Genomic DNA, 26,039 nt, shown 5'->3' with positions numbered 1-26,039 from the left:
TCTATGCGCCACTAGCCCCCTTCCCTAATCGTGCGTAAAGGCTGGCGCCCAGCGCCGACCCGTCTGGAGATTCCCGTTATGAGCGAGAGTGTGTTTGCCGATCGCATCGTGCAGAACCTGCTCGACACCGACTTCTACAAGCTGACCATGATGCAGGCGGTGCTGCACAACTATCCCAACGTGGAAGTTGAATGGGAGTTTCGTTGCCGCAACAGCGAAGACCTGCGCCCGTACCTGGCGGAGATCCGCTACCAGATCGAGCGCCTCGCCGAGCTGAGCCTGAGCCCGGATCAGTTGGGCTTCCTGGAACGCATCAGCTTTATGAAGCCGGACTTTTTGCGCTTTCTGGGGCTGTTCCGCTTCAACCTGCGCTACGTGCAGACCGGTATCGAGAACGGCGAGTTGTTCATCCGCCTGCGCGGGCCGTGGCTGCATGTGATCCTGTTCGAAGTGCCGATGCTGGCCATCGTCAGCGAAGTGCGTAACCGCTACCGCTATCAGACCGTAATCCTCGAACAGGCGCGCGAGCAGCTGTACCGCAAGTTCGACTGGCTGACGGCCAATGCCGGCAGCGATGAACTGTCGGAGCTGCAAGTCGCTGACTTCGGCACCCGCCGGCGTTTCTCGTACCGGGTGCAGGAAGAAGTGGTGAATGTGCTCAAGCACGACTTCCCCGGTCGCTTCGTCGGCACCAGCAACGTGCACCTGGCCCGCGAGCTGGACATGAAACCCCTGGGCACCATGGCCCACGAATGGATCATGGCCCACCAGCAACTCGGCCCGCGCCTGATCGACAGCCAGATCGCCGCCCTCGACTGCTGGGTCCGCGAGTACCGTGGCCTGCTGGGCATCGCCCTGACCGATTGCATCACCACCGACGCGTTCCTGGGCGACTTCGATTTGTACTTCGCCAAGCTGTTCGACGGCCTGCGTCACGACTCCGGTGACCCGGTGCAGTGGGCCGAAAAAGCCATCGCCCACTATCACAAGCTCGGGATCGAGCCGATGAGCAAGACCCTGGTGTTCTCCGACAGCCTGTCGCTGCCCAAGGCCCTGGAGATTTTCCGCGCGTTGCGTGGTCGCATTAATGTAAGTTTTGGCATCGGCACCAACCTGACCTGTGACATTCCAGGGGTGGAACCGATGAGCATCGTGCTTAAAATGACCGCCTGCAATGGTCAGCCCGTCGCGAAAATCTCCGATGAAGCGGGCAAGACCCACTGCAGCGATCCGAATTTTGTCGCCTATTTGCGTCACGTTTTCAAAGTACCTGCCATCGCCAGCAAGGAGTGAATCATGCAAGCCGTACAGCGCGAGATTGCGCAGCAGCTCAAGGTGCAAGCACCGTTCAAAGACCAGGCCGCCCTTGAGGCCGAGGTGGCCCGGCGCGTGGCCTTTATCCAGGACTGCCTGCGCAACTCCGGCCTCAAGACGTTGGTGCTGGGCATCAGCGGCGGTGTCGACTCCCTTACCGCCGGCCTGTTGGCCCAGCGTGCCATGCAGGAACTGCGCGCCAGCACCGGTGACCAGGCGTATACATTCATTGCCGTGCGCCTGCCCTACGAAACCCAGTTCGACGAAATCGACGCCCAGGCCTCGGTGGACTTTATCGATCCGGACGAGCGCCATACCGTAAACATCGGCCCGGCGGTGAAAGCCCTGGCCAATGAAGTGGCGGCGTTTGAAGGCAAGGCCGCGGTGTCGCGGGACTTCGTGCTGGGCAACACCAAGGCACGCATGCGCATGGTGGCGCAGTACACCATCGCCGGCGCGGCCGGTGGGCTGGTGATTGGTACTGATCATGCTGCGGAAGCGGTGATGGGCTTTTTCACCAAGTTCGGTGATGGCGCCTGCGACCTGGCACCGTTGAGCGGGCTGGTGAAAAACCAGGTGCGCGCGATTGCGCGTCACTTTGGTGCGCCGGAATCGCTGGTGGAGAAGGTGCCGACGGCCGACCTGGAAGATCTGTCACCGGGCAAGCCGGACGAAGCGTCACATGGCGTGACCTACGCCGAGATCGATGCGTTCCTGCACGGTGAGCCAGTACGGGAAGAAGCGTTCCGGATCATCTGCGAGACGTACCGCAAGACCGAACACAAGCGGGTGATGCCGTTTGCGCCGTGAGGTGAGCCAGATCGTTCTGTGTTGATTGTCAGATAGCATTCGCGAGCAAGTCGAAGCGTCGGCTTGCTCGCGACACACCATAACGCGGTGTTACTTGATGACCACAGTGCCTTTCATCATCGAGATGTGGCCTGGGAACGAGCAGAAGAACATGTAATCGGTACCGGCAGCCAGCTTCGACACATCGAAGGTCACCGAGTCTTTTTCGCCGGCACCGATGATCTTGGTATGGGCGATGATGCGGGTGTCACCTTCTTTCAGGTAGTTCTTGTCGATACCGGCAGCCATGCCGTCAGTGGCCACCGGCTGCATGTCGGCAGCGCTGGTCAGCACCCAGTTATGGCCCATGACGTTCTTCGGCAAGCTGCCGGAGTGTTCCAGGTTCACGGTGAACGTCTTGCAGCTTTTGTCGATCGTGATTTCTTTGGTGTTGAAAGACATTTGGTCAGTGGAGTCGACAGTCACTTTGCACTCTGCAGCAAGCAACTGGCCGCTCGCCAGAGTCAGCAGGGAAACAGCAACGAGTTTGGCAAACATGTGAATCTCCAAGGCAGGGTTTAAAAAACGCGGATTGCGGTAGGGTGCCTCAAGCAGGCTTGAATTCTTATGATCTGAATCAACAGATTGTATACAACTTTAGGCTATCAGACTTATCAACACAATCTACCAGCCAAAGTCGCAGGACCCGCCTATGATCGGCCCATCACCCACCGGAGCCTGAGCCATGCACTTCAATCAATTCTTCAACGGCCTGCTGGCCGCATATGCCTGCGGTAAGTGAAGGCCAAGCGCGCTGCTAAGCTGCTACCATAGCGACCCAAGGCAGCTGCGCGCCGCCACCCTCACCTTCGACCCTAGAGGATCGCCCATGGCCAAACCTAATTACTCCTTCGCCAAACGTCAGAGAGACTTGGCCAAGGAACAGAAGAAAGAGGAAAAGCTGCAACGCAAGAAAGCCGCTGCTGATGAAGAAGCCGGCGCACTGAACGCAGACGTCGATGCTGAAGAAACGAGCGACGAGACAGAAACACCAAAAGATCCGGCTGAATAATTTCTTGATGGTGAGCGGGTTGTCGAATCGTCGCGCCGCCCGCTCGCTATAAAAACCTCCACAGAAACGGCTGCGCCGCGTGGGTCACTCCAGTGGCATCACCGTCACCCGCACTTCCGGGTCATGGCTGCCGCCCCCCAGAATCACCCCGCGCAACGGCGACACATCGGAAAAATCCCGGCCCCAGGCCAGGGTGATGTGTTCCAGTGCCGGCTGCACGTTGTTCGTCGGGTCAAAATCCACCCAGCCCGCCATTGGGCAAAACACCGAAACCCATGCATGGGATGCGTCGGCGCCGATCAGCCGTGGCTGGCCGGGCGGTGGCTGGGTGAGCAGATAACCGCTGATATAACGCGCCGCCAGGCCCCGTGAGCGCAGGCAGGCGAGCATCAGGTGGGCGAAGTCCTGGCACACGCCACGTCGGCGCTCCAGCACTTCCACCAACGGCGTGGCGACCTGAGTGGCCTCGGCGTCGAAGGTGAATTCGCTGAAGATCTTTTGCATCAATGCCTGCACGCCCACCAGCAAAGGCTCGCCGGGCGGAAAGCAGCTTTCGGAGAACTCGACGAAGGTTTTCTTCAGGTGCACGTAGGGCGATTCGAAGCGATAGCGGCAGGCTTCGATCGCCTCGGGTGACAGCGGCTGGCTGCTGTAGGTCAGGCTGTCCCGGGTCTGGTCCCAAGGCGGCGACTGCTGAAAGTCCAGCACCGGCCGCGCCAGCACTTCTACGGTCAGCGCGGCATTGACCAGCAATTCATCATGGGGCCGCTCGAACGCCAACCGCGTGATCGGGTTGCCGAACACATCCAGTTCATCCCGGCGCGACGACGGCAGCGGGCTGATATCCAGCTGCTGAGCGCTGCAACGCTGCCAGGCGCAAGGGCGCGGCCACAAGTGCGCCAATTGCTGGGCCAGGGACACCGGACTGTCGTAGTGGTAATGGGTATCGTGAAAAATCTGGTAGCGCGCACTCATCACAACGACACCGTTTGCTGGCTGACATCATCCACATGGGCAAAATGGCGCAGCGCCAGGCGATCCGACACTTGCCCGCTTTCATCGGCGACCGCTTGCAGCAGGTCGGCCAGGCCATCCAAGGCGGCGTGTACGCTGACCTCGCCAAACAGCGCGTTCTCCAGGCAGCCCAGGTCGAAGCGCGCCAGGCGCTCCACCAACGGCGCCAGGCCGGTCTCACGGGGTACGCCAAAATCATCATTGAGACGACGCAGGGTGCGATTGACCAGCTTGAGCTGGAACAGCACCGCATGGGGGTTCTGCTCGTCAAGCAGCAACAGGTCGAGCACCGGGATCAACTGTGGCACCGCCAGGTAGCGTGAGCGGTAGGTGATGCTGCTGTTGCCCAGTTCCAGCAACCACTCCAGCCCGGCCTGATCGAACACGGCCACGCCGCGCAGGAACGCGGCCAGGCTGCTGCTGAGAAACTGCAGGCGCTCGATGCGCCGGCCCATCATCAAAAAGCGCCAGCCTTCGTCGCGGGTCATGTCATCCAGGGCAAACCCGGACAACGCCGCCAACGACATCACCAGGCGGTTTAAAAAGTCGAGCAACTCGCCAAAGTCCGGGGCTTCGCTTTCCAGCTCCAGGGCTTCTCGCTGCAACTCAACCAGGGCCTGCCAGTTCTCACGGGACAGTTTGCCGCGCACCTGGGAGGCGGCCCACTGCAAGCGTTGCAGGTTGGCGCGCAGGCTTTGCGGCCAGTCATCACCGAGCAACGCAGCGAGCAGGCGCTCGGGCAGCTCACCCTCTTCCGGCAACAGGCGCAGGTTCTCACCCAACTCCACCGCCGCCTGCAACGCCAACGGGTCATCCCCGTCGACATACCGCGCCAGCACAATGCGCAACCAGCGCGCGCTGTCATCGCAGCGCTCGCAATAGCGGCCGAACCAGAACAGATTTTCCACCACCCGCGACGGCAGATAGGGATCGCGGCGCACCAGGTCGTGGGCGCCGATCGTGCGCTGGGCGCGCCACTGCTCACCACCCGGCGCACGCTCGCCGAGCACCCAGGTGTCCTTGCTCGCGCCACCGCGCTGCATCGACACCACTTCGGCGTCGGCCTCGGCCGCCACACGGGTCAGGCCCCCCGGTAACACTCGGTAGCCGTCGGCGCTGGCCACGGCGTACACGCGCATGCCAATGGCACGGTGCTGCAAGTGGTCATCCACGGTGTGCCAGACCGGCGCCTGGGACAATTGCGCCAGCTCCTGGGCGACATACGCGTAAGGCCGCGCCCGCATGCGTTCGGCCAGGGCCTGGCGCTGCTCATCGTCGAGGTCGCGCCCGAATACCGGAGCGAAGCTTTGCGAGGGGAATGCCGGTTTGATCAACAACTCCGGCAGCTTCTCCAAGGCTTCGGCCAGTACCGGCGCTTCACCGCACCACCAGGTGGCGATGGACGGCAGGATCAGTGCTTCGCCAAATAAAAACTCATTGATCTTCGGCAGGAACCCCAGCAGACCGGGGGATTCGAGCACGCCGCTGCCCAAGGCGTTGGCCACCAGCACATTGCCTTGGCGCACGGCATCCAGCAGGCCGGGCACGCCGAGGGCCGAGTCGGTGCGCAGCTCCAACGGGTCGCAGAAGTCGTCGTCCAGGCGCCGCATGATCGCGTGCACCCGACGCAGGCCGCTGAGGGTTTTGAGGAACACGGTGCTGTCGCGCACGGTCAGGTCGCCGCCTTCCACCAACGGGTAACCGAGCTGGCGCGCGAGGTAGAGGTGTTCGAAATAGCTTTCGTTGAAACGGCCGGGGGTGAGCAGCACGATCAGCGGCGGCTGGTTATCGTGCGGCGCCTGGCGGGCCAGGGTTTCCTGGAGTGTGCGGAAGAAGCCGGTGAGGTGCTGCACTTGCAGGTCGCGGTACAAATCCGGAAAGGCACGGGACACGATGGTGCGGTTTTCCAAGGCATAACCGGCGCCCGACGGGGCCTGGGTACGGTCAGCCGTCACCCACCAACGACCGTCCGGGGTGCGCGCCAGGTCCACGGCGTACAGGTGCAAAAACGCCCCATCCGGTGGCTGTATGCCCTGGCACGGCCACAGGAAATTGTTATGCCCGAACACCAGCTCCGCCGGCAGCAAGCCTTCTTTGATCAGGCGTTGTGGGCCGTAGAGGTCGGCGAGCACGGCATTGAGCAGGCGCGCACGCTGGGCGATACCGGCCGACAAGTGCTGCCATTCATCAGCCGCCAGCACATGGGGCAACAAATCCAGCTCCCACGGGCGGTCGGCGCCCTTGGGGTCGGCGTAGACGTTGTAGGTCACACCGTTTTCCTGGATCTGCCGCATCAGCAGCGCCTGGCGCTGGGCCAGTTGCGCGGGGGTACTGCGTTGCAGGTGATCGAGCAAGCGCCGCCAATGGGCACGCACCGCGCCGCCGTCATCCAGCAGTTCGTGATAGGTGCCCGCGGTCAGCGGGTAACGGTCGAGCAAGTCGGACATGGAACGCTCGGCAGGGCAAAGGGGGCTCAGATTAACTCAACAAACACTGCAAATCCCCGTGGCCTCCAGGCTTTTGTGGTGAGCGGGCCGGCCCCGCGCGAGGCAAGCTCGCTCACTACAAAGGCCTGAGGCCACAGTGAGATGGCGTTCAGTCTTTTTTATTGGGGAAACGTCGCAGATCCAGAGTCATCGGCAGCTCGTCGTTAATCTCAAGGGCTGGCACAGGTAATTTTCCAGGCGTATGCCCCAACCGGAAGAACCGTGCCATGCGCCGGCTCTCGGCTTCGTTGGCGTTCACCGGCAAGCTGTCGTAGTTACGCCCGCCCGGATGCGCCACGTGATACTGACAGCCGCCCAGAGAACGTTGCATCCAGGTATCGAGCAGATCGAACACCAACGGTGCGTGCACCGCGATGGTCGGTTGCAGGCAGTTGGCGGGCTGCCAGGCGCGGTAGCGCACACCGGCAACGAACTCGCCCACGCGGCCGGTCGGTTGCAGCGGCACCGGGATGCCGTTGCAGGTCAGCAGGTAGCGCTGCGGCGGCAGGCCGCTGAGTTTGACTTGCAGCCGCTCCAGGGACGAATCCACATAGCGCACCGTGCCGCCCACCGCACCCTCCTCGCCCAGCACGTGCCAGGGCTCCAGGGCTTGGCGCAGTTCCAGTTCGATACCGCTGACGGTGTAGTCGCCGACCTTGGGGAAGCGGAACGCCAAGTGCGCCGCAAACCATTCGGCACGCAGCGGGTAGCCTGCGGCGTTGAGTTCGACGATTACGTCGGCGAAGTCCTGCTCGATAAAATGCGGCAGCAAAAAGCGGTCATGCAGCTCAGTGCCCCAGCGCGCCAGTTTCGGCGGTGCGTAGGGTTCACGCCAGAAGCGCGCGACCAGCGCCCGCAGCAACAGTTGCTGGGTCAGGCTCATGCGCGCGTGGGGCGGCATTTCAAAGGCGCGCAGTTCGAGCAGGCCCAGGCGGCCTGTGGCGCCGTCGGGCGAGTAGAGCTTGTCGATGCAGAACTCGGCGCGGTGAGTGTTACCTGTCACGTCGATCAGCAGGTTGCGCAGCAGGCGGTCTACCAGCCATGGCGGGCATTCTTCGCCGGGCGCGGGCATTTGGGCGAAGGCTATTTCCAGCTCATACAGCGCATCGTTACGCGCTTCATCCACCCGTGGCGCCTGGGAGGTCGGGCCGATAAACAAGCCGGAGAACAGGTAGGACAACGACGGATGGTTATGCCAATAGCTGATCAGACTGCGCAGCAAATCGGGACGACGCAAGAACGGTGAGTCCTTTGGCGTGGCGCCGCCGAGCACAAAGTGGTTACCGCCGCCGGTGCCGGTGTGGCGCCCGTCGATCATGAACTTTTCGGTGGTCAGGCGGGTTTGCCGCGCCTCTTCGTAGAGGAATTCGGTGCGCTCAACCAACTCGTCCCAGGTTGCGGACGGCTGCACGTTGACTTCGATCACACCTGGATCCGGCGTGACCCGGAAGTTACTCAAGCGCATGTCGAAGGGTGGCTCGTAGCCTTCGAGCAGCACCGGGCACTGCAGCTCTTCGGCAGTGGCCTCAATTGCGGCGACCAGCTCCAGGTAATCCTCGACGCGCTCCAGGGGCGGCATGAACAGGTACAGGCGCCCTTCCCGCGCTTCGGCACACAGCGCGGTGCGCGTGAGCCAGTCGGCGGACTCATCCACCTTCGGCACGCGCTCTTCGCTTGGCGCCGGCTCGGCGTGATTGTGCAGTTGCGCGGTGCTCGGCAATGGCGCCTGATCCTGGTTCGGATCAGTGGGGTGCACGAACGGGTATTCCGCCGCCGTCACCCAAGGCTGCGAGGCCAAGGGCAGGCGATAGCCCAACGGCGAATCCCCCGGCACCAGCCGGCAATGGTTATCGCGCAGGTACCAGCGGCCACTTTGCCAGCGGTCATTGGCCGCGGTGCGGGCCAGCGGCAGTACTTGGCCGATGACTTTATCAAGGCCCTGGCTGAACACTTTACGCAGGCGTTCGCGCTCCAGGTCATCGCTCAGACGCGGGTCCTGGGCGGTAACGTTTTGCGGCAGCGCGCCTTCGCGCCACAGGTAGTAGAAGTTGTCTTCGAACGCCGGGAATACAAACCGCGCAGGCAGTTTGAGGCGCTCGGCGACGCCTGCGAGGAAGCGCCCGGCCATGACGCCATCGGCGCCGTAGTCCTGCTGCTCATCGGCGATCAGCGCGCTGTTGTGCCAGATCGGCTCGCCGTCGCGGCGCCAGTAACAGTTGAGGGACCAACGCGGCAGTTGCTCGCCGGGGTACCACTTGCCCTGGCCGAAGTGCACCAGGCCCTGGGGCGCGTAGTGTTTGCGCATGCGCTGAAACAACTCGGCCGACAAACGCCGCTTGTCCGGGCCGAGCGCGGCGGTGTTCCATTCGGCGCCGTCGGGGTCGTCGATGGACACGAAGGTCGGTTCGCCGCCCATGGTCAGGCGCACGTCGTCCTTGAGCAGGTCGGCGTCGATCTGCCGGCCCAGGGCCTGGATCGCCAGCCATTGCTCTTCGGTGTAGGGCTTGGTGACGCGCGGCGCCTCCCAAATGCGCTCTACCGACATCTCGTGGGTGAACTCACACTCGCACGGCTCCACCAGCCCGCTGATCGGCGCGGCAGACGAAGGATCAGGGCTACAAGCCAACGGAATATGGCCTTCACCGGCAAACAACCCCGAGGTGGCGTCCAGGCCGATCCAGCCGGCGCCGGGCAAATACACTTCGCACCAGGCGTGCAGGTCGGTGAAGTCCACTTCGGTGCCAGACGGGCCATCGAGGGCTTTGACGTCGGCCGTCAGTTGGATCAAGTAGCCGGACACGAAACGTGCCGCCAGGCCCAGGTTGCGCAGCAATTGCACCAGCAGCCAGGCCGAGTCGCGGCAGGAGCCGGACGCGTTTTCCAGAGTGAACTCCGGGGTTTGCACGCCCGGCTCCATGCGGATCAGGTAACCGATGTCGGCGGCCAAACGCTGATTGAGCCCCACCAGAAAATCCACGGCGGGCAGCGGCGTGCGGTCGATGCCGGCCAGGTAAGCGGCGAACTTCGGCGTCAGCGGCAGGGTTTCCAGGTACGGCGCCAACTCGCGCTGCTCATCGGCGGCGTAGCTGAAGGGGATTTTTTCAGCGTAGGGCTCAAGGAAAAAGTCGAACGGATTGAACACCGCCATCTCGGCGACCAGATCGACTTCGATGCGTAACTCGTCGGTTTTTTCCGGGAACACCAGGCGCGCCAGGTAATTGCCCTGGGGGTCCTGCTGCCAATTGATGAAGTGCTGCTCGGGCAGCACCTTGAGTGCGTAAGACAAAATCCGCGTACGGCTGTGGGCCGCCGGGCGCAAACGCACGATTTGTGGGCCGAGTTCGACAGCGCGGTCATAGCGGTAATGCGTAACGTGGTGCAACGCGACATGAATCGACACGGCGGCCTCCTGCTAGCCTGGGCATGGGCACAACGCGCGCAAGACTTATGCCAGAGCGGAGGTCATTGCGCTTTATCGTCAGACCCGGTGCAGTAGAGCACCAAAACGGCGCCAATGTACCTACCCTGGTGCAAGAGCTGCACATATTTGTGGCGCAGGGTGGCGAATCTACCCACCTAGCGTGCTTTGTGTGTCGCGATGATGGCTTCGCGCAGCCGTCTCACTTCAACGAGTTTCTGGCGCATTTCGCGGTGACGCTTACTGTTGAGCAGCAGCAACCCCAACAGCGGGAACAGCAGGCTCAAGCCATAGGAAAGCGGATGCGGACCAAATGCGATGGTGGGCAGTACCCCCAGCACGCAGAGCGCAAGCAACGTCACCAGCGGCCAGACCCATTGCGGCCGCCCGCGCGCGATCATGAAATTGCACTGCACGATGCCCCACGTCAGCGCGAGGCCACCGAGGAAGGAATACTTGAGGTTGTCGTCCATCGGCAAGCGCGGGAAATAACTGTCGAAAATCAGTGGCACCGCAAACACCAGGCTGAACACCGCCGCGAAAATCGCCCCCATGAACACCGGAAAGTACTGCGCCAGAAAACTGCGAATACCGGGTAGCTCATTCATTGCTCATTTCCTCATACAGTCCCACGGCAATCGTGCGCACATTCCCCGAGATTGCACTGCCGGTGAAGCCGATGGCCGCGCCCAGGGCATCCCGTATCTGGGTCACCGTTGCATGCTTGACCTGGGCGGGGGTAAACCGCTTGGTCGCCTCGCCGGACAGTTGCTTCAACTTGAGCATTTTGGCGGTCATGCGCGGGTCCTGGATGCTGAGCAGCTCCTTCGTGAGCTTGGCGCGCTCTTGCCGGGTCAATCCTCGCAATACGTCCCGCACGCTTTTGCCGGTGGTGGCCTGGTTCAGCCGCACCAGCTTTATCGTGGTCAACGTCGATGCGCCGACCCCGATCAACGACGCCGCATCCAGTGCGATCATCGTGTACTGATACCACTCCGAGCTGTCGAGCTTGTCGTTTTTGGACGGGTCACTGATCTCATTGCTGACGCGATAGCCACTGGCAAAACACTGCAACGTGCTGGCCGTGGCCGCGGTATAGCCGATGGCCGTGATCACGCTGCTGGCGCCCGCCGTGAACGGCACGGCGACGGTGCCGCTGAGCACGACGATCCAACCGATGATCGCGCCTGCGCAGGACAGCGATGTGTTGATCGCCTCTCCCACCAGGCGCGATTCGCGAGGGTTGTCCTGGACCTGTTGCGCAAACTGCGCCGGGGCAATGTACTTCTGCGCTTCACGCAAAATAATGCGTTTGGGCGCGATGCTGCAGATCGGCTGGAACTCACGCAGGGTGACCACGTTGAAATCGGCGTCGATGTACACCACGCCCGCGCCGACAATACTGGGGTCGGCGTCGATCGCCGCAAACAGGCGTGGCAGGTTGATCTGGCTCTCGATGCGCTGGCGCGCCATGAACTGCGAACGGTTGGAGTCCATGCCGATGCCGGCCAGGGGGTTGCCCATGGGGGTGATCTTCCTTGAAATGGGTGATGACTGAACTGACGCCACCTTAACAAACAGGCTACCCACCGACTAGAAAGCAAAACGCCAGCACGAGGCTGGCGTTTTGTATTTCAGGCGGCGATCAACGCGGCACGACGGGCTTGCGTGCAGGCTTGCCGCCCTTGCCCTTGGCCGCATCACTGCGCTCTTTGGCCGCCTGTTTGTTACGTGCCTGCGCCGCGGCCTTGGCTTGTTCGCGCTTGTCCCACGGGTTGCTGCCGTCGCTGCCACGGGGCGGCAAACCGGTGTGCTGGGTGAGGATTTTGGTAGTGGTTTCCTTGGCGACCTTGTGGCTGCCGGCCGGCGTCGAGTTTTTACGACGGGCGCTCTGGTAGCTGTCGGTGCTCGGCTGGTGCAGCGGGATCAACTGGTCCTTGCCCGGCCCGATCAGGTCCGCGCGGCCCATGCGGGTCAACGCTTCACGCAGCATCGGCCAGCCTTTCGGGTCGTGGTAGCGCAGGAACGCCTTGTGCAGACGGCGCTGCTCTTCGCTCTTGACGATGGTCACCGCGTCGCTCTTGTAGGTCACCTTGCGCAGCGGGTTCTTGCCCGAGTGGTACATCGCGGTGGCGGTGGCCATCGGCGACGGGTAGAACGCCTGCACCTGGTCGGCACGGAAACCGTTGCCCTTGAGCCACAGGGCCAGGTTCATCATGTCCTCATCGGTGGTGCCGGGGTGGGCGGCGATGAAGTAGGGAATCAGGTACTGCTCTTTGCCCGCTTCCTTGGTGTACTTCTCGAACATGCGCTTGAACTTGTCATAGCTGCCGATGCCCGGTTTCATCATCTGGTTGAGCGGACCTTCCTCGGTGTGTTCCGGGGCGATCTTGAGGTAGCCACCAACGTGGTGGGTCACCAGCTCCTTCACGTATTCCGGCGACTCAACAGCAAGGTCATAGCGCAGGCCGGAAGCGATCAGGATCTTCTTCACGCCTGGCAATGCACGCGCGCTGCGGTACAGCTGGATCAGCGACGAGTGGTCGGTGTTCAGGTTCGGGCAGATACCCGGGAACACGCATGAAGGCTTGCGGCACGCGGATTCGATTTCCGGGCTCTTGCAGGCGATGCGGTACATGTTCGCGGTCGGGCCGCCGAGGTCGGAGATCACGCCGGTGAAGCCTGGCACCTTGTCGCGGATCTCTTCGATCTCGCGAATGATCGACTCTTCTGAACGGTTCTGGATGATGCGGCCTTCGTGCTCGGTGATCGAGCAGAAGGTACAGCCGCCGAAGCAGCCACGCATGATGTTCACCGAGAAGCGGATCATGTCGTAGGCCGGGATTTTTTCCTTGCCGTACGCCGGGTGCGGAACACGTGCGTAGGGCATGCCGAACACGTAGTCCATTTCTTCGGTGGTCATCGGGATGGGTGGCGGGTTGAACCACACGTCCACTTCACCGTGCTTCTGCACCAGGGCGCGGGCGTTGCCTGGGTTGGTTTCCAGGTGCAACACGCGGTTGGCGTGGGCATACAGCACCGCGTCGCCGCGCACCTTTTCCACCGACGGCAGACGGATCACGGTCTTGTCGCGGGTCATGCGCGGGCTGGCCAGGATCTGCACGACCTTGGCTTCTTCCGGATCATCCACCGGGCCTTTCTCTTGCTCGATGGCGCAGGCCTGGGTGTCCTGGGTGTTGACGTAGGGGTTGATGATCTTGTCGATCTTGCCCGGACGGTCAATACGCGTGGAGTCCACTTCGTACCAGCCCGCCGGCGTGTCACGACGAATGAACGCAGTGCCGCGCACGTCGGTGATGTCTTCGATTTTGTGGCCCCACGACAGGCGCTGGGCGACTTCGACAATAGCCCGCTCGGCGTTGCCGTACAGCAGGATATCGGCTGTGGCGTCGATCAGGATCGAGTTGCGCACCCGGTCCTGCCAGTAGTCGTAGTGAGCGATACGGCGCAGCGAGGCTTCGATGCCGCCGAGCACGATCGGAACGTTCTTGTAGGCTTCCTTGCACCGCTGGCTGTACACCAGGCTGGCGCGGTCCGGGCGTTTGCCGGCCATGCCGCCAGGGGTGTAGGCGTCATCGGAGCGGATTTTCTTGTCGGCGGTGTAGCGGTTGATCATCGAGTCCATGTTGCCGGCCGCGACGCCGAAGAACAGGTTCGGCTCGCCGAGCTTCATGAAGTCGTCTTTGGACTGCCAGTTCGGCTGGGCAATGATCCCGACGCGAAAGCCCTGGGACTCCAGCAGCCGGCCGATGATCGCCATGCCGAACGACGGGTGGTCAACGTAGGCATCACCGGTGACGATGATGATGTCGCACGAATCCCAGCCAAGCTGATCCATCTCCTCCCTGCTCATGGGCAGGAATGGCGCAGGACCGAAACATTCGGCCCAGTACTTGGGATAGTCAAATAACGGCTTGGCTGTTTGCATGACGGTGACCGGTGTTGAGATGAAAAATCGCGGGCGCGGAATATAGCACAAAATTTAACCAATTCCGACGGTAATGGTCGGAATTAAGCAGCTGAGTTATTCGTCGTCGTCAAAGTTGTAACTGCCCGGCGCCAGGTTCTCGAAGCGCGTGTACTTGCCGATGAACGCCAGCCGGATAAACCCGATCGGGCCGTTCCGCTGCTTGCCGATGATGATTTCGGCAATGCCCTTGTGTTCCGTTTCAGGGTGGTACACCTCGTCGCGGTACACGAACATGATGACGTCGGCGTCCTGCTCGATCGCTCCGGATTCACGCAAGTCGGAGTTCACCGGACGCTTGTTGGGGCGTTGCTCCAGGGAACGGTTGAGCTGGGACAGGGCCACCACCGGGCAGTTGAACTCCTTGGCCAGGGCCTTGAGGGACCGGGAAATCTCGGAAATCTCGTTGGTTCGGTTGTCACCGCTGGAACCAGGGATCTGCATCAACTGCAGGTAGTCGATCATGATCAGCGCGATATCACCGTGTTCACGCACCAGACGCCGGGTACGCGCACGCATCTCGGAGGGGCTGATGCCCGCGGTGTCATCAATAAACAGCTTGCGGTCGTTGAGCAGGTTGACCGCCGAGGTCAGGCGCGGCCAATCGTCGTCTTCCAGCCGACCGGCACGCACCTTGGTCTGATCGATACGGCCCAGCGACGAGAGCATACGCATGATCAGCGATTCGCCTGGCATCTCCAGGGAATACACCAACACCGTCTTGTCGCTGCGCAACACGGCGTTTTCCACCAGGTTCATCGCAAAGGTGGTCTTACCCATGGACGGACGGCCGGCGACGATGATCAAGTCGGACGGCTGCAGGCCACTGGTCTTCTCATCGAGGTCGGTATAGCCGGTGGAAATACCGGTGATGGCGTTGTCGGTGTTGAACAAGGTGTCGATGCGGTCGATGGCCTTGGTCAGCAAGTCGTTGACGCTGACCGGGCCACCGGTTTTCGGACGAGCTTCGGCGATCTGGAAGATCTGGCGCTCAGCTTCGTCGAGAATCTCTGCGGCAGTGCGGCCTTCGGGGTTGAAGGCGCTATCGGCAATTTCAGTGCTGATGCCGATCAACTGGCGCAGCGTGGCGCGTTCGCGGACGATCTGGGCATACGCCTTGATGTTGGCGACGGACGGCGTGTTTTTCGCCAGCTCACCGAGGTAGCCGAGACCGCCGACCTGGGAGGTCTGGCCTTCTTTGTCCAGCTGTTCGGCGAGGGTCACCACGTCGATCGGCGAGTTCTGATCGGCCAGCTTGGCAATCGCGCGGAAGATCAGGCGGTGGTCATGACGATAGAAGTCACCGTCCGAGACTTGATCCAGCACGCGCTCCCAGGCGTTGTTGTCCAGCATCAAACCACCGAGCACGGCCTGTTCGGCCTCGATGGAGTGCGGCGGCACCTTCAGGGCAGCGGTTTGCAGATCGTATTGCTCAGGAGCTGAAATATCGTTCATGGCCACTTGGAATTAGGGGATTGTAGAAAAACAAAAGGCACGACCTGTAAACAGGATCGTGCCCGATGTTAACCGTCCGACACGCGAGGTGCCAGCCGGTTAGGTGCTGCTTAAGCTGCTACCACGACAACGCGTACGGTGGCTTCAACTTCAGCGTGCAGGTGCACGGCTACGTCGAATTCGCCTACGTTGCGGATGGTGCCGTTCGGCAGACGAACTTCGCTCTTCTGCACTTCAACGCCGGAGGCGGTCAGTGCATCAGCGATGTCGTGAGTGCCGATCGAACCGAACAGCTTGCCTTCGTCACCGGCGGTGGCAGTGATAGTCACTTCCAGCTCAGCCAGCTGGGCAGCGCGAGTTTCGGCCGAAGCTTTTTTGTCTGCTGCTGCTTTTTCCAGCTCAGCGCGACGCTCTTCAAACGCAGCCAGGTTGGCAGCGGTTGCAGCGGTGGCTTTGCCGTATGGCAGCAGGTAGTTACGACCGTAACCGGCCTTAACGTTCACTTTGTCGCCCAGGTTGCCCAGGTTGGCGACTTTTTCCAGAAGGATCAGTTGCATGTGAAAATCCTCTAACTTTTAACCTTCACCGTTCGCGTTATCGGCGTCTTTCGGCGCCAGACGACCGCGAAAATCAATCAGGCCGTCGACAATGGCCAAAACCACGAGTAACGGATAGATCAGCTGCATGAACAGCAACAGCGTGACGTACAACCCCACCAGCCAAAACCTGGCCAGGCGCTTCTGCGCGGCGAGCCCATGAATCAGGGCCAGCCCGGCAAACACCAGCGGTACGCTGCAAATCGGCGCCAGCAAGGCCATCTGTGGACCGAAGTTCGGTCCGACAACCATGCACGCCAGCAGCAATATCGCGGGGCCCACGGGGATTCTGATACTGCGAAACTCGCGACCAAAACCACCCGGGTTGTACAACAACGCCTGCCAATAACGCCCAAGAATCAGGCTCAGCACGCTGACGATCTGCAGCAACGCCGCAATCAGGCCGGTCAGGACCGGGGCAATCAGTGACGCAAACCGCGCTCGCTCATCTACCGACAATTGCTGGTAGAGATCCCCGAGGGCCAGGGGCAGGATCTTGACGATCTCCTGCGCCAGCGCCTCGATTTGCGGGCGGAAAGCCGCGCCAAGCATCACTGAGTACACCAACCCCAATGCCACGCTGACCAGCAGCGTGCGGACCCAGGACTCACTTGCGCGTAAAACCAACGCAAGGCTCGATGACCCCAGCAGTACCAGAAGTACCCGTGGATCACCCATTTGCAGCCACCAGATCAAGGCCGGCAACAATCCCAGGGCAAGAACGCCAAGAGCGTCCTTCAAACCGCGCCGCAGGAGCACAAGGCAACCTGCGGCAGCACCCAACCAATAAAGCAACGGCAATGCCGCACATACAGCCACTACCAGAGTGGCCTGCACACGACCGCGCATGATGAACTCAGCTAAGGCGCGCATGCATTCAATCCCTTACTACTTGTCGACTGCCCGGTCTCAGCGGCCGTGGCTGTCGGTGTAGGCCAGCAGGGCCAGGAAGCGGGCGCGCTTGATAGCGGTAGCCAGCTGACGCTGATAACGTGCTTTAGTACCGGTGATACGGCTTGGAACGATTTTGCCGGTCTCGGATACATAGGCTTTCAGAGTGTTGAGATCTTTGTAATCGATCTCCTTCACTTCTTCAGCGGTGAAGCGGCAAAACTTACGACGACGGAAGAAACGTGCCATTTGATAGGCTCCTTAATAAGGTCCGTGGATTACTCGTCAGCGTTATCGCTGCTGTCGCTGTCATCACTATCAGCGCTATCAGCGCCTTCGTGCTCAGGACGGTCGCGACGCTCACGGCGCTCACTGCGGTTTTCTTCAGCCTTGAGCATCTCGGATTGGCCGGTAACGGCTTCTTCGCGACGGATGACCAGGTTACGGATCACTGCATCGTTGTAGCGGAAGTTGTCTTCCAGCTCGGCCAGGGCCTTGCCAGTGCACTCAACGTTCAGCATCACGTAGTGAGCCTTGTGAACATTGTTGATTGCGTAGGCCAGTTGACGACGGCCCCAATCTTCCAGACGGTGGATTTTGCCGCCGTCTTCTTCGATCAGCTTGGTGTAACGCTCAACCATGCCGCCGACTTGCTCGCTTTGATCCGGGTGGACCAAAAAGATGATTTCGTAATGACGCATGAATGCTCCTTACGGGTTGTAGCCTGCCGCTCAAAAACGGTCAGACAAGGAGTGAATGACACTTATGGATCTTGCCGCAGGGGAGGCACATGCGTGCCTGCCGAGTGGGCAAGGGGCGCAATTGTAGAGAAGGGGGAGAAAGGGCGCAAGGTGATTGGTGATTATTTGAACAATCTCTCAGACACCACAGAAACAACTGTGGGAGGGGCTTGCCCCCTCCCACAGGTTGGATCCATGCCAAGCCTGATTACTTCTTGGCCTTGCCCTTGGCGCCACGCTGACGCTGGGCTTCGAACAGGCACACGCCGGTCGCAACCGACACGTTGAGACTGCTGACGCTACCGGCCATCGGCAGGTGCACCAGGTAATCGCAATGCTCACGGGTCAGGCGACGCATACCCTTGCCTTCTGCGCCCATGATCAGGATGGTTGGGCCGGTGAGGTCCTGGTCATAAATGCTGACCTGCGCCTCCCCCGCCGTGCCCACGATCCACAAGCCGCGCTGCTGGAGTTTCTCCAGCGTGCGCGCCAGGTTGGTCACGGCTACCAGGGGAATCACTTCCGCCGCGCCGCAGGCCACTTTACGCACGACGGGCGTCAGGGTAGCCGACTTATCCTTGGGCACGATCACCGCCAGCGCACCGGCCGCATCGGCCGAACGCAGGCAAGCGCCAAGGTTGTGCGGGTCGGTCACGCCGTCCAGCACCAACAGCAGCGGAGCACCCTCGGTACGATCGAGGAGTTCATCGAGCATCGCCTCACCCCAGACCTGGCTTGGACTGACGTCCGCAACCACGCCCTGGTGAACGCCTTCGACCCACACGTCCATTTCCCGGCGCTCGGCCTGGCCGATGGCAACCTTGTTTTGGGTTGCCAGCTCGACCAGCGCTTGTACGCGTGGCTCGCTGCGCCCTTCGGCCAGCCATACTTGCTTGACGCGTTTTGGGTGGTGACGCAGCAGTGCTTCTACGGCGTGTACGCCGTAGATTTTTTCCAGACTCATGACTTGGCCTTAGGTTTGCGTGACCCGCCGCTTTTCGCGGGGGCCGAACCCGCTTTAGGCGGGCCTTTACGATGCTTACTTGGCTTGCTCGACGGTTTTTCCGCCCCTTGGGACTTTCCCCCAGACGCCGCTTTACCACCGCTTTTGGCTTCGTTGAGCAACTGCTGCTTCAACTCGCGGCTCTTGCGTAGCTCGGCGTTTTTTGCCGCTGCGTCGCTCGGCCGGTAGGCCTCCGGGGCCTTGTCCTTGGCAGACGAACGGCGACCGGCTTTGGCTGGCTCAGGCTCTGCTGCTTTTGCCGGCGCACCCTTGCCCTTGGTCGCAGGCGCTGCAGTTTCGCTGCCACGCTTTTTACGGCCAACGGGGGCTTGTGCAGGCTTGTCAGGCATACCGAAGTCGATCTTGCGCTCGTCAAGATCGACACGCATGACCTGCACTTCCACGGTGTCGCCCAGGCGGAAGCTGCGACCAGTGCGCTCGCCCGCCAGGCGGTGGTGCACAGGGTCAAAGTGGTAGTAGTCACCCGGCAACGCGGTGACATGCACCAGGCCTTCGACGTAAATATCGGTCAGTTCGACGAACAGGCCAAAGCCGGTCACGGCGGTGATCACACCCGGGAACGACTCGCCCACGCGGTCCTTCATGAACTCGCACTTGAGCCAGTTCACGACGTCACGGGTGGCTTCGTCGGCGCGGCGCTCGCTCATGGAGCACTGCTCACCCAACTGTTCCAGGGCCGCTTCGTCGTACGGGTAGATACGCGCCTTCGGAATGGTCATGGCACCAGCACGCTGGACGTGCGGGGTGTTCTGCTTGGAATGGATCACGCTGCGGATGGCGCGGTGCGTGAGCAAGTCCGGGTAACGACGAATCGGCGACGTGAAGTGGGTGTACGCCTCGTAATTCAGGCCGAAGTGGCCTTGGTTATCGGCGCTGTACACCGCCTGACTCAACGAACGCAGCATCACGGTCTGAATCACGTGGTAATCCGGACGATCCTTGATGCTTGCCAGCAGTGCCTGATAGTCCTTCGGCGTCGGGCCGTCCTTGCCTTTGTGCAGGGACAGGCCGAGTTCGCCGAGGAAGGCACGCAGTTTTTCCAGGCGCTCCGGCGGCGGGCCGTCGTGCACGCGGTACAACGCAGGAATTTCGTGCTTTTTGAGGAATTCAGCAGTGGCTACGTTGGCTGCCAGCATGCACTCTTCGATCAGCTTGTGCGCATCGTTGCGGGTCGTCGGAGTGATCGCGGCGATCTTGCGCTCGGACCCGAAGACAATCCGGGTTTCCTGGGTCTCAAAATCGATCGCGCCACGGGTATGACGAGCGCCCAGCAGCACTTTATACAGCGAGTAAAGCTGCTTGAGGTGCGGCACGACACCGGCGTACTCGGTACGCAGGGCTTTAGCTTCGCTGGTCTTCGGCGTTTCCAGGATGGTGCTGACCTTGTTGTAGGTCAGGCGCGCCTGGGAATGAATCACCGCCTCGTAGAACTGGTAGTCGGTCATTTCGCCGGTTTTCGAGATGGTCATCTCGCACACCATGGCCAAACGGTCGACTTTCGGGTTCAGGGAGCACAGGCCGTTGGACAGCTGCTCAGGCAGCATCGGGATCACCCGCTCAGGGAAATACACGGAGTTGCCGCGTACCTGAGCTTCATTATCCAGGGCCGAACCGATCTTCACGTAGCTGGACACGTCGGCAATCGCGACGAACAACTTCCAGCCGCCGGAGAACAGGCGCAGTTTGCCAGGCTTGGCTTCGCAGTAAACCGCATCGTCGAAGTCGCGGGCATCTTCGCCGTCAATGGTGACGAACGGCAGATGACGCAGATCGATGCGCTTCTCTTTGTCTTTATCTTCGACTTCCGGCTTGAGCTTGGCGGCTTCTTTGAGCACAGCCTCAGGCCAGACGTGAGGAATATCGTAGGTGCGCAAGGCAACATCGATTTCCATGCCAGGCGCCATGTAATTGCCAACCACTTCGACGATATCGCCCTGTGGCTGGAAGCGCGCAGTCGGCCAGTGGGTGATTTTCACCTCGACGAACTGACCGACCTTGGCGGCGCCATTGCGCCCAGGCGTGATCAGCACTTCCTGCTGGACCTTTGGGTTGTCCGGCACGACGAAGCCGATACCGCCTTCTTCGAAGTAACGGCCGACGATGGACTCGTGGGCACGGGACACCACTTCAACGATCACGCCTTCACGACGACCGCGACGGTCCAGGCCGGAAACGCGCGCCAGGGCACGGTCGCCATCGAACACCAGACGCATTTGCGCCGGGCTCATGAACAAGTCGTCACTGCCGTCGTCGGGGATCAGGAAGCCGAAGCCATCACGGTGACCGGCGATGCGACCGAGGATCAGGTCGAGCTTGTCTACCGGCGCATAGGTGCCACGGCGGGTGTAGATCAGTTGCGCGTCGCGCTCCATGGCACGCAAACGGCGGCGCAGGGCTTCGAGCTGGTCTTCGGTGGTCAAACCGAACTCTTCAACCAACTGCTCACGGCTAGCAGGCGAACCCCGATCGGCGAGGTGCGCCAGGATCAGTTCGCGGCTAGGAATAGGGTTTTCATATTTTTCCGCTTCACGAGCGGCCTCGGGATCGAGGGACTGCCAATCGGCCATTAGAGAGTTTTCACCTTGTCTATATGCGGGTTAGTTTGGCATACGCGTATTGAAACGGGAAATTTCAGGCTTCAACAAGCCTTTTAAAGCCCTTTATGACCCTCTGAGCGTACCTTGCACGACCATTGGCGAAATTTTCCAGCCTTTTTTGATGCCGGGGGTTTACAGCGCAAAAGCTGCTCCGTATAGTGCGCGCCATCGACGACGGCAACGTTGTTTGATAATGCCCAGGTGGTGAAATTGGTAGACACGCCAGCTTCAGGTGCTGGTGATCGCAAGGTCGTGGAAGTTCGAGTCTTCTCCTGGGCACCAAATTCAGATCAAACCCGCGAAAGCGGGTTTTTTCGTTTCAGGCCTTTGATTTTTAACGTGAATCTCGATTTATTTTTTTGAATCAGGGGTTTACATATCAAAAAGCCCGCCGTATAGTTCGCCACATCAACAGCGGCAACGTTGCTTGATAATGCCCAGGTGGTGAAATTGGTAGACACGCCAGCTTCAGGTGCTGGTGATCGCAAGGTCGTGGAAGTTCGAGTCTTCTCCTGGGCACCAAATTCAGATCAAACCCGCGAAAGCGGGTTTTTTCGTTTCCGGGGTTCAAAAACGCCGGCAGCAATTCCCCCCTCCTCCGCACTTGAGAAGTTTTATCGTTTATCCTTGCAATGATTTGTTGCACTCAAGTGAGGAAAACCCCGGATGATGATCCGCGATACCCGTTCCAAGACATCCCTTCTGCGTGGCCTGACCATCACTCTGCTGGGCCTGACCCTGCTCTCACCCACCGCCTATAGCGCCGACAAGGTTTCCCTGACCCTGTACAACGGCCAACATAAAGAAGTCGGCGATGAACTCGCCAAAGCCTTCGAAGCCAAGACCGGTATTCACGTCAACGTGCGCAAAGGCAGCAGCAACCAGTTGGCCAGCCAGGTCGTCGAAGAAGGCGAGCGCTCACCCGCCGACGTGATCTACACCGAAGAATCGCCGCCACTGAACAAACTCGGCGAGCAAGGCCTGCTGGCGAAGATCGACGCCAGCACCCTCAACGTCCTGCCCAAGGATTACGTAGGCCGCAACGGCGACTGGATGGGCGTGACCGCACGCACCCGCGTCGTAGCGTTCAACCCCAAACTGATCGCCGAAAAAGACCTGCCCAAGTCGGTGCTCGATTTCGCCGGCCCCGAATGGCAAGGCAAAGTCGGCTTCGTACCCACCAGCGGCGCATTCCAGGAACAGGCCGTGGCGATCATCAAGTTGCACGGGCGTGAAGCGGCCGAAGAATGGCTCACCGGCCTGCGCGCGTTCGGCAAGGTCTACAGCAACAATATGGTCGCCCTTAAAGCCGTGGAGAACGGCGAAGTGGCTACCGTACTGGTGAACAACTACTACTGGTTTGCCCTGAAGAAGGAAAAAACCAACCTGGACTCCCAACTGCACTACTTCACCGGCGGCGATGCCGGCGGCCTGATCACCGTGTCTTCCGCTGCTGCACTCAAATCCAGCAAGCACCCCAAGGAAGCCCAGCAACTGCTGGCGTTCATGACCAGCGAAGAAGGCCAGCGCGTCATCACCAACACCTCGGCGGAATACCCGCTACGCAAGGGCATGGAGTCCAATCGTGGACTCAAACCGTTCAATGAACTGCAGCCGCCGAAAGTCACCCCGGCGGACCTTGGCAACGCTGAAGAAGCCTTGGATCTGGAACGTGAGGTTGGCTTGAACTGATGAACCCATCGCTACCCGCCCCCGCCCTGCGCGGGGGTTTTAGTCCGCGACGCAAGCACCCATCGATCTGGCTGCTGTTGCCAGTACTGTTTCTGGTGGGCTTGAGCCTGCTGCCACTGGCCTATGTCGGCCTTAAGGCCTGGCAGGCAGGGTGGCAAGAGGCCGTACATTTGCTATGGCGCCCCTATGTGTTCGGATTGTTGCGCAACACCCTGGCGCTGATGGTCGGCGTAACCGTGACCTGCGGCGTGATCGGCTTGTCCCTGGCCTGGCTGCTCGAGCGCAGCAACCTGCCAGGGCGGCGCATCTGGGGGGTGATCCTGTGCCTGCCGTTTGCGGTACCGGCGTTTGTCAGCAGTTTTACCTGGGTGTCGCTGAGCGCGTCCTTCGAAGGGTTGGGCGGCGCGATTCTGGTGATGAGCCTGTCCAAATACCCGCTGGTGTTTTTGCCGGTGGCGGCGACCTTGCGCAATCTTGACCCCTCCCTGGAAGAATCCGCCCGCACGCTGGGGCTGAATCGCTGGGGCGTGTTCCGACGCATCACGCTGCCGTTGCTGTGGCCTTCGTTGCTGGCCGGTGCGCTGCTGATCGCGTTGCACATGCTGGTGGAGTTCGGCGCGCTGTCGATCATCGGCCTGCAAACCTTCACCACCGCGATCTATCAGCAGTTCGAATTGGAATTCAGCAACGCCAACGCAGCGATGCTCTCGGCGGTGCTGCTGGTGATGTGCCTGACACTGCTGTGGCTGGAGCTGCGTGTGCGCGGCAAGAGCCGTCATGTGCGTATCGGCCAGGGTGCGGCGCGGCATGCCGAGCAGGTCAAACTGGGCAAGTGGGCGCCCGTGGGCCAGCTGTATTGCCTGGCGTTGGCTGTTATTGGCAGCGGCATCCCTCTGGCGATGCTCGGTTATTGGCTGGCGGTGGGTTCGTCCGCCGCGTTTCCCGTGGCCCAGATCACTGAAGCACTGTTGTCCTCGCTGGCGTTGTCACTGGGTGGCGCCGCGCTGTGCCTGGTGCTGGCAGTGCCGGTGGGACTGCTGGTGGTGCGCTACAAAGGCCAATTGGCGATCTGGGCCGAACGCTTGCCGTACCTGCTGCACGCCCTGCCCGGCCTGGTGATCGCTCTGACACTGGTGTATTTCGCCCTGCATTACGTGCCCGCGCTCTACCAGACGTCAGGCCTGCTGCTGATCGCTTACGCGCTGCTGTTTCTGCCGCTGGCCCAGGCGCCGATCCGCACCGCATTGAACAAAGCGGCGCCGCAATTGGAAGAGGCCGCACGCACATTGGGCGCGTCATCATTCAGCGCGTTTTGCCGGGTGACCCTGCCGATTATCTTCCCGGCATTGGGCGCGGCGTTTGCGCTGGTGTTCCTGGACGCGATGAAGGAATTGACGGCGACGCTGCTGCTCAGTCCGACCGGGTTGAATACCCTGGCGACGGCAGTATGGGCACACACTTCGAATGTGGAGTTTGCGGCGGCAGCGCCTTATGCGGCGCTGTTGATTCTGGTGTCGGGGCTGCCGGTCTATTTGCTGACGACACGGATGTACCTGAGTCGCTGAAGGGGCTATCGGAGGCAAGCCTCCTCCCACATTTTAAATGCCTTTCAACCTGTGGGAGGGGCTTACACCCGATAACGACGCTAGGCCCTGAACTGCCCCAGGCTCGCCTTCAACTGCGCCGCCAGGCCATCCAGCACCTTGCCACTGGCGCTGGTCTCCACCACCGCCTGGGCCGCGCGCTCGGCCTGGGCGTGGATCACCTCAACCCGGCCACGCACCGCGTGCGCGCCCTGGGCCTGATGCTCAGCGGCGCGGGTAGCCAGGCCGATCGCGGCATGCACTTGCTCCACCGATGCCTGCACCGTCTGCTGCAAACGCACGCTGTCACGCAACACCAATAACCCTTCGTTCGCCTGCCGCCCGGCTTTGCCGATGGTCTCTACCGCCTCCCGCGCGCCTTGCTGCAAAGCGACGATATGCGCCTGGATATCTCCGGTGGAGCTTTGAGTTTTGCTCGCCAGCGCCCGTACTTCGTCGGCCACCACTGCAAAGCCGCGTCCGGTTTCACCGGCACGGGCCGCCTCGATGGCCGCATTGAGGGCCAGCAAATTGGTTTGCTCGGCGATGCCATGGATGACCGTCAACACCACCTCGATCTGTTCGCTTTGCTGGGCCAGGCGCTCGATCACCTGAGACCCTGCCTGAACCTGCCCCGCCAGCGCTTCGATCAATCCACCGACTTCAGCCGACGTGCGCGCGTTTTCATCCGTTGCCTGGCGGATATCCACCACCTGCTGCAACGCGGCCTGCATGGCATGGCTTTCGGCCTGGGCCTCGTCGGCCATTTGCGACAGCGCGCGCAAGCTTTCGGCTACTTCGTCGCGTTGCAGGCCCGCCGCCGCATCAGCCCCCGAATTGCGCAGGGTCATGGCGCCGATTTCCACACCGGTACGCTGAGCGACATCCCCGGCTTCACGCACGATCGGCTGCAACTTATCCACAAAGCGATTGACCGCCGAGGCCATATCGCCGATTTCATCCTTGCTGCTGATCTGCACACGCTTGGTCAGGTCGCCCTCACCCGCCGCCAGGTCATCCATGGCCGCGATCAACAGTTTGAGACGGTTGACCACACGACGACCGAGCACGACCGCGATCAGCAGCAATACGCCGAAACCGACCACGGCCAGCCCCATTCCGATGCGCCAGCGCAAAGTGCCCGCAGCCTCCTGAACGGCACCGGTGGTGTTGGCGGCCATTTGAGTGGCGGTGGCTTGCGCCGATTGCAGACGGGCCCCCATCGCCGCCGCGCTATCTGCCGCGGCGCCCTTGAGACTGTCACCGACCAACTGATCACCACTGGCGATCAGGGCGGCGAAACGCTTGTCCAGCGCTTGCAGGTCCGCCTCGACCGACGCGGTCGACACGCCCATCAGCACCTTGCCAATCTCTACGCCA

19 protein-coding genes, 2 tRNA genes and 2 pseudogenes are annotated in these 26,039 nt (G+C 61.2%); 7 read left to right on the top strand and 16 right to left on the bottom strand.

Annotated elements, in window-relative coordinates:
- The first annotated feature begins 78 nt into the window (after window positions 1-78).
- Complete coding sequence (pncB, locus tag PSH59_RS02730) at window positions 79-1,293, top strand: nicotinate phosphoribosyltransferase (protein WP_137220173.1); 1,215 nt, start codon at window positions 79-81, stop codon at window positions 1,291-1,293.
- 3 nt (window positions 1,294-1,296) lie between these two features.
- Window positions 1,297-2,124 carry an ammonia-dependent NAD(+) synthetase gene (gene nadE, locus PSH59_RS02725; RefSeq protein ID WP_137220172.1) on the top strand — a complete coding sequence of 276 codons (828 nt, stop codon included), beginning with the start codon at window positions 1,297-1,299 and terminating at the stop codon, window positions 2,122-2,124.
- Window positions 2,125-2,214: 90 nt separating this feature from the next.
- Here the strand turns inward: nadE and azu are convergent, their stop codons facing one another.
- Complete coding sequence (azu, locus tag PSH59_RS02720; protein ID WP_137220171.1) at window positions 2,215-2,661, bottom strand: azurin; 447 nt, start codon at window positions 2,659-2,661, stop codon at window positions 2,215-2,217.
- Window positions 2,662-2,992: 331 nt separating this feature from the next.
- Between azu and PSH59_RS02715 the strand changes: the two genes are divergently transcribed.
- Entirely contained in the window at window positions 2,993-3,175 is a 183-nt protein-coding gene (locus tag PSH59_RS02715) for a hypothetical protein (RefSeq protein ID WP_137220170.1), read from the top strand.
- 84 nt (window positions 3,176-3,259) lie between these two features.
- Here PSH59_RS02715 and PSH59_RS02710 read toward each other — a convergent pair whose 3' ends face one another.
- From PSH59_RS02710 to rnr, 13 genes are all read right to left on the bottom strand, one after another.
- Window positions 3,260-4,150, bottom strand: a complete 891-nt coding sequence (locus PSH59_RS02710; RefSeq protein ID WP_248077470.1) for a transglutaminase family protein — start codon at window positions 4,148-4,150, stop codon at window positions 3,260-3,262.
- Window positions 4,150-6,636 carry a circularly permuted type 2 ATP-grasp protein gene (locus PSH59_RS02705; RefSeq protein ID WP_248077464.1) on the bottom strand — a complete coding sequence of 829 codons (2,487 nt, stop codon included), beginning with the start codon at window positions 6,634-6,636 and terminating at the stop codon, window positions 4,150-4,152. The genes PSH59_RS02710 and PSH59_RS02705 overlap by 1 nt, the downstream gene beginning before the upstream one ends.
- 148 nt (window positions 6,637-6,784) lie before the next feature.
- Window positions 6,785-10,075 (bottom strand): DUF2126 domain-containing protein, encoded by a 3,291-nt coding sequence (locus PSH59_RS02700; protein ID WP_248077458.1) that lies wholly within the window; start codon window positions 10,073-10,075, stop codon window positions 6,785-6,787.
- Between the two features lie 176 nt (window positions 10,076-10,251).
- Window positions 10,252-10,701 carry a hypothetical protein gene (locus PSH59_RS02695; RefSeq protein ID WP_305394245.1) on the bottom strand — a complete coding sequence of 150 codons (450 nt, stop codon included), beginning with the start codon at window positions 10,699-10,701 and terminating at the stop codon, window positions 10,252-10,254.
- Window positions 10,694-11,617, bottom strand: a complete 924-nt coding sequence (locus PSH59_RS02690; protein WP_248077454.1) for an NAD synthetase — start codon at window positions 11,615-11,617, stop codon at window positions 10,694-10,696. The genes PSH59_RS02695 and PSH59_RS02690 overlap by 8 nt, the downstream gene beginning before the upstream one ends.
- A gap of 121 nt (window positions 11,618-11,738) precedes the next feature.
- The gene (locus tag PSH59_RS02685; RefSeq protein ID WP_017526409.1) at window positions 11,739-14,042 is read right to left on the bottom strand and encodes a YgiQ family radical SAM protein; all 2,304 of its coding nucleotides are present in this window, start codon (window positions 14,040-14,042) and stop codon (window positions 11,739-11,741) included.
- A gap of 96 nt (window positions 14,043-14,138) precedes the next feature.
- On the bottom strand, window positions 14,139-15,536 hold the full coding sequence (gene dnaB, locus PSH59_RS02680; protein WP_017526410.1) for a replicative DNA helicase: 1,398 nt from the start codon (window positions 15,534-15,536) through the stop codon (window positions 14,139-14,141).
- 110 nt (window positions 15,537-15,646) lie between these two features.
- Window positions 15,647-16,093 (bottom strand): 50S ribosomal protein L9, encoded by a 447-nt coding sequence (gene rplI, locus PSH59_RS02675; RefSeq protein ID WP_003171376.1) that lies wholly within the window; start codon window positions 16,091-16,093, stop codon window positions 15,647-15,649.
- Window positions 16,094-16,111: 18 nt separating this feature from the next.
- The gene (locus PSH59_RS02670) at window positions 16,112-17,005 is read right to left on the bottom strand and encodes a hypothetical protein (RefSeq protein WP_305394244.1); all 894 of its coding nucleotides are present in this window, start codon (window positions 17,003-17,005) and stop codon (window positions 16,112-16,114) included.
- A 36-nt stretch (window positions 17,006-17,041) separates the two neighbouring features.
- Window positions 17,042-17,272 (bottom strand): 30S ribosomal protein S18, encoded by a 231-nt coding sequence (gene rpsR, locus PSH59_RS02665; RefSeq protein WP_003171373.1) that lies wholly within the window; start codon window positions 17,270-17,272, stop codon window positions 17,042-17,044.
- A gap of 29 nt (window positions 17,273-17,301) precedes the next feature.
- Entirely contained in the window at window positions 17,302-17,724 is a 423-nt protein-coding gene (gene rpsF, locus PSH59_RS02660) for a 30S ribosomal protein S6 (protein WP_003171371.1), read from the bottom strand.
- A gap of 247 nt (window positions 17,725-17,971) precedes the next feature.
- Window positions 17,972-18,727 carry a 23S rRNA (guanosine(2251)-2'-O)-methyltransferase RlmB gene (gene rlmB / locus PSH59_RS02655; protein WP_305394243.1) on the bottom strand — a complete coding sequence of 252 codons (756 nt, stop codon included), beginning with the start codon at window positions 18,725-18,727 and terminating at the stop codon, window positions 17,972-17,974.
- Window positions 18,724-21,354, bottom strand: a complete 2,631-nt coding sequence (gene rnr, locus PSH59_RS02650) for a ribonuclease R (RefSeq protein ID WP_305394242.1) — start codon at window positions 21,352-21,354, stop codon at window positions 18,724-18,726. Before rnr ends, rlmB begins: the two co-directional genes overlap by 4 nt.
- 225 nt (window positions 21,355-21,579) lie before the next feature.
- On the opposite strand from rnr, the gene PSH59_RS02645 reads away from it, so the two are divergent.
- The 4 genes from PSH59_RS02645 (at window position 21,580) to PSH59_RS02630 (ending at window position 24,641) form a co-directional block, all read left to right on the top strand.
- Window positions 21,580-21,666: transfer RNA gene (locus PSH59_RS02645), tRNA-Leu, on the top strand.
- Window positions 21,667-21,819: 153 nt separating this feature from the next.
- Window positions 21,820-21,906: transfer RNA gene (locus PSH59_RS02640), tRNA-Leu, on the top strand.
- Window positions 21,907-22,050: 144 nt separating this feature from the next.
- A complete protein-coding gene (locus PSH59_RS02635; RefSeq protein ID WP_305394241.1) occupies window positions 22,051-23,076 on the top strand; it encodes an iron ABC transporter substrate-binding protein in 1,026 nt (341 codons plus the stop codon).
- Window positions 23,076-24,641, top strand: a complete 1,566-nt coding sequence (locus tag PSH59_RS02630; protein WP_305394240.1) for an iron ABC transporter permease — start codon at window positions 23,076-23,078, stop codon at window positions 24,639-24,641. Before PSH59_RS02635 ends, PSH59_RS02630 begins: the two co-directional genes overlap by 1 nt.
- 80 nt (window positions 24,642-24,721) lie before the next feature.
- On the opposite strand, the pseudogene PSH59_RS26210 reads toward PSH59_RS02630, so the two are convergent.
- Window positions 24,722-25,237 (bottom strand): annotated as a pseudogene (locus tag PSH59_RS26210) (methyl-accepting chemotaxis protein); the annotation flags it as partial.
- Between the two features lie 390 nt (window positions 25,238-25,627).
- Window positions 25,628-25,681: pseudogene (locus PSH59_RS26205) on the bottom strand (hypothetical protein); the annotation flags it as partial.
- Window positions 25,682-26,039: the final 358 nt, after the last annotated feature.

This window comes from Pseudomonas sp. FP2309 (assembly GCF_030687575.1).
Classification (GTDB): Bacteria; Pseudomonadota; Gammaproteobacteria; order Pseudomonadales; family Pseudomonadaceae; genus Aquipseudomonas.
This window is presented reverse-complemented; position numbering and strand designations above follow the sequence as displayed.

What these genes read in the sequence shown, in the direction of transcription:
- rnr (WP_305394242.1), bottom strand. Translation starts at nt 21,354, where the DNA reads ATGGCCGATTGGCAGTCCCTCGATCCCGAGGCCGCTCGTGAAGCGGAA.
- rpsR (WP_003171373.1), bottom strand. Translation starts at nt 17,272, where the DNA reads ATGGCACGTTTCTTCCGTCGTCGTAAGTTTTGCCGCTTCACCGCTGAA.
- PSH59_RS02705 (WP_248077464.1), bottom strand. Translation starts at nt 6,636, where the DNA reads ATGTCCGACTTGCTCGACCGTTACCCGCTGACCGCGGGCACCTATCAC.
- PSH59_RS02715 (WP_137220170.1), top strand. Translation starts at nt 2,993, where the DNA reads ATGGCCAAACCTAATTACTCCTTCGCCAAACGTCAGAGAGACTTGGCC.
- PSH59_RS02695 (WP_305394245.1), bottom strand. Translation starts at nt 10,701, where the DNA reads ATGAATGAGCTACCCGGTATTCGCAGTTTTCTGGCGCAGTACTTTCCG.
- dnaB (WP_017526410.1), bottom strand. Translation starts at nt 15,536, where the DNA reads ATGAACGATATTTCAGCTCCTGAGCAATACGATCTGCAAACCGCTGCC.
- PSH59_RS02670 (WP_305394244.1), bottom strand. Translation starts at nt 17,005, where the DNA reads ATGCGCGCCTTAGCTGAGTTCATCATGCGCGGTCGTGTGCAGGCCACT.
- PSH59_RS02630 (WP_305394240.1), top strand. Translation starts at nt 23,076, where the DNA reads ATGAACCCATCGCTACCCGCCCCCGCCCTGCGCGGGGGTTTTAGTCCG.
- PSH59_RS02685 (WP_017526409.1), bottom strand. Translation starts at nt 14,042, where the DNA reads ATGCAAACAGCCAAGCCGTTATTTGACTATCCCAAGTACTGGGCCGAA.
- rplI (WP_003171376.1), bottom strand. Translation starts at nt 16,093, where the DNA reads ATGCAACTGATCCTTCTGGAAAAAGTCGCCAACCTGGGCAACCTGGGC.
- rlmB (WP_305394243.1), bottom strand. Translation starts at nt 18,727, where the DNA reads ATGAGTCTGGAAAAAATCTACGGCGTACACGCCGTAGAAGCACTGCTG.
- azu (WP_137220171.1), bottom strand. Translation starts at nt 2,661, where the DNA reads ATGTTTGCCAAACTCGTTGCTGTTTCCCTGCTGACTCTGGCGAGCGGC.
- PSH59_RS02635 (WP_305394241.1), top strand. Translation starts at nt 22,051, where the DNA reads ATGATGATCCGCGATACCCGTTCCAAGACATCCCTTCTGCGTGGCCTG.
- nadE (WP_137220172.1), top strand. Translation starts at nt 1,297, where the DNA reads ATGCAAGCCGTACAGCGCGAGATTGCGCAGCAGCTCAAGGTGCAAGCA.
- rpsF (WP_003171371.1), bottom strand. Translation starts at nt 17,724, where the DNA reads ATGCGTCATTACGAAATCATCTTTTTGGTCCACCCGGATCAAAGCGAG.
- PSH59_RS02710 (WP_248077470.1), bottom strand. Translation starts at nt 4,150, where the DNA reads ATGAGTGCGCGCTACCAGATTTTTCACGATACCCATTACCACTACGAC.
- pncB (WP_137220173.1), top strand. Translation starts at nt 79, where the DNA reads ATGAGCGAGAGTGTGTTTGCCGATCGCATCGTGCAGAACCTGCTCGAC.
- PSH59_RS02690 (WP_248077454.1), bottom strand. Translation starts at nt 11,617, where the DNA reads ATGGGCAACCCCCTGGCCGGCATCGGCATGGACTCCAACCGTTCGCAG.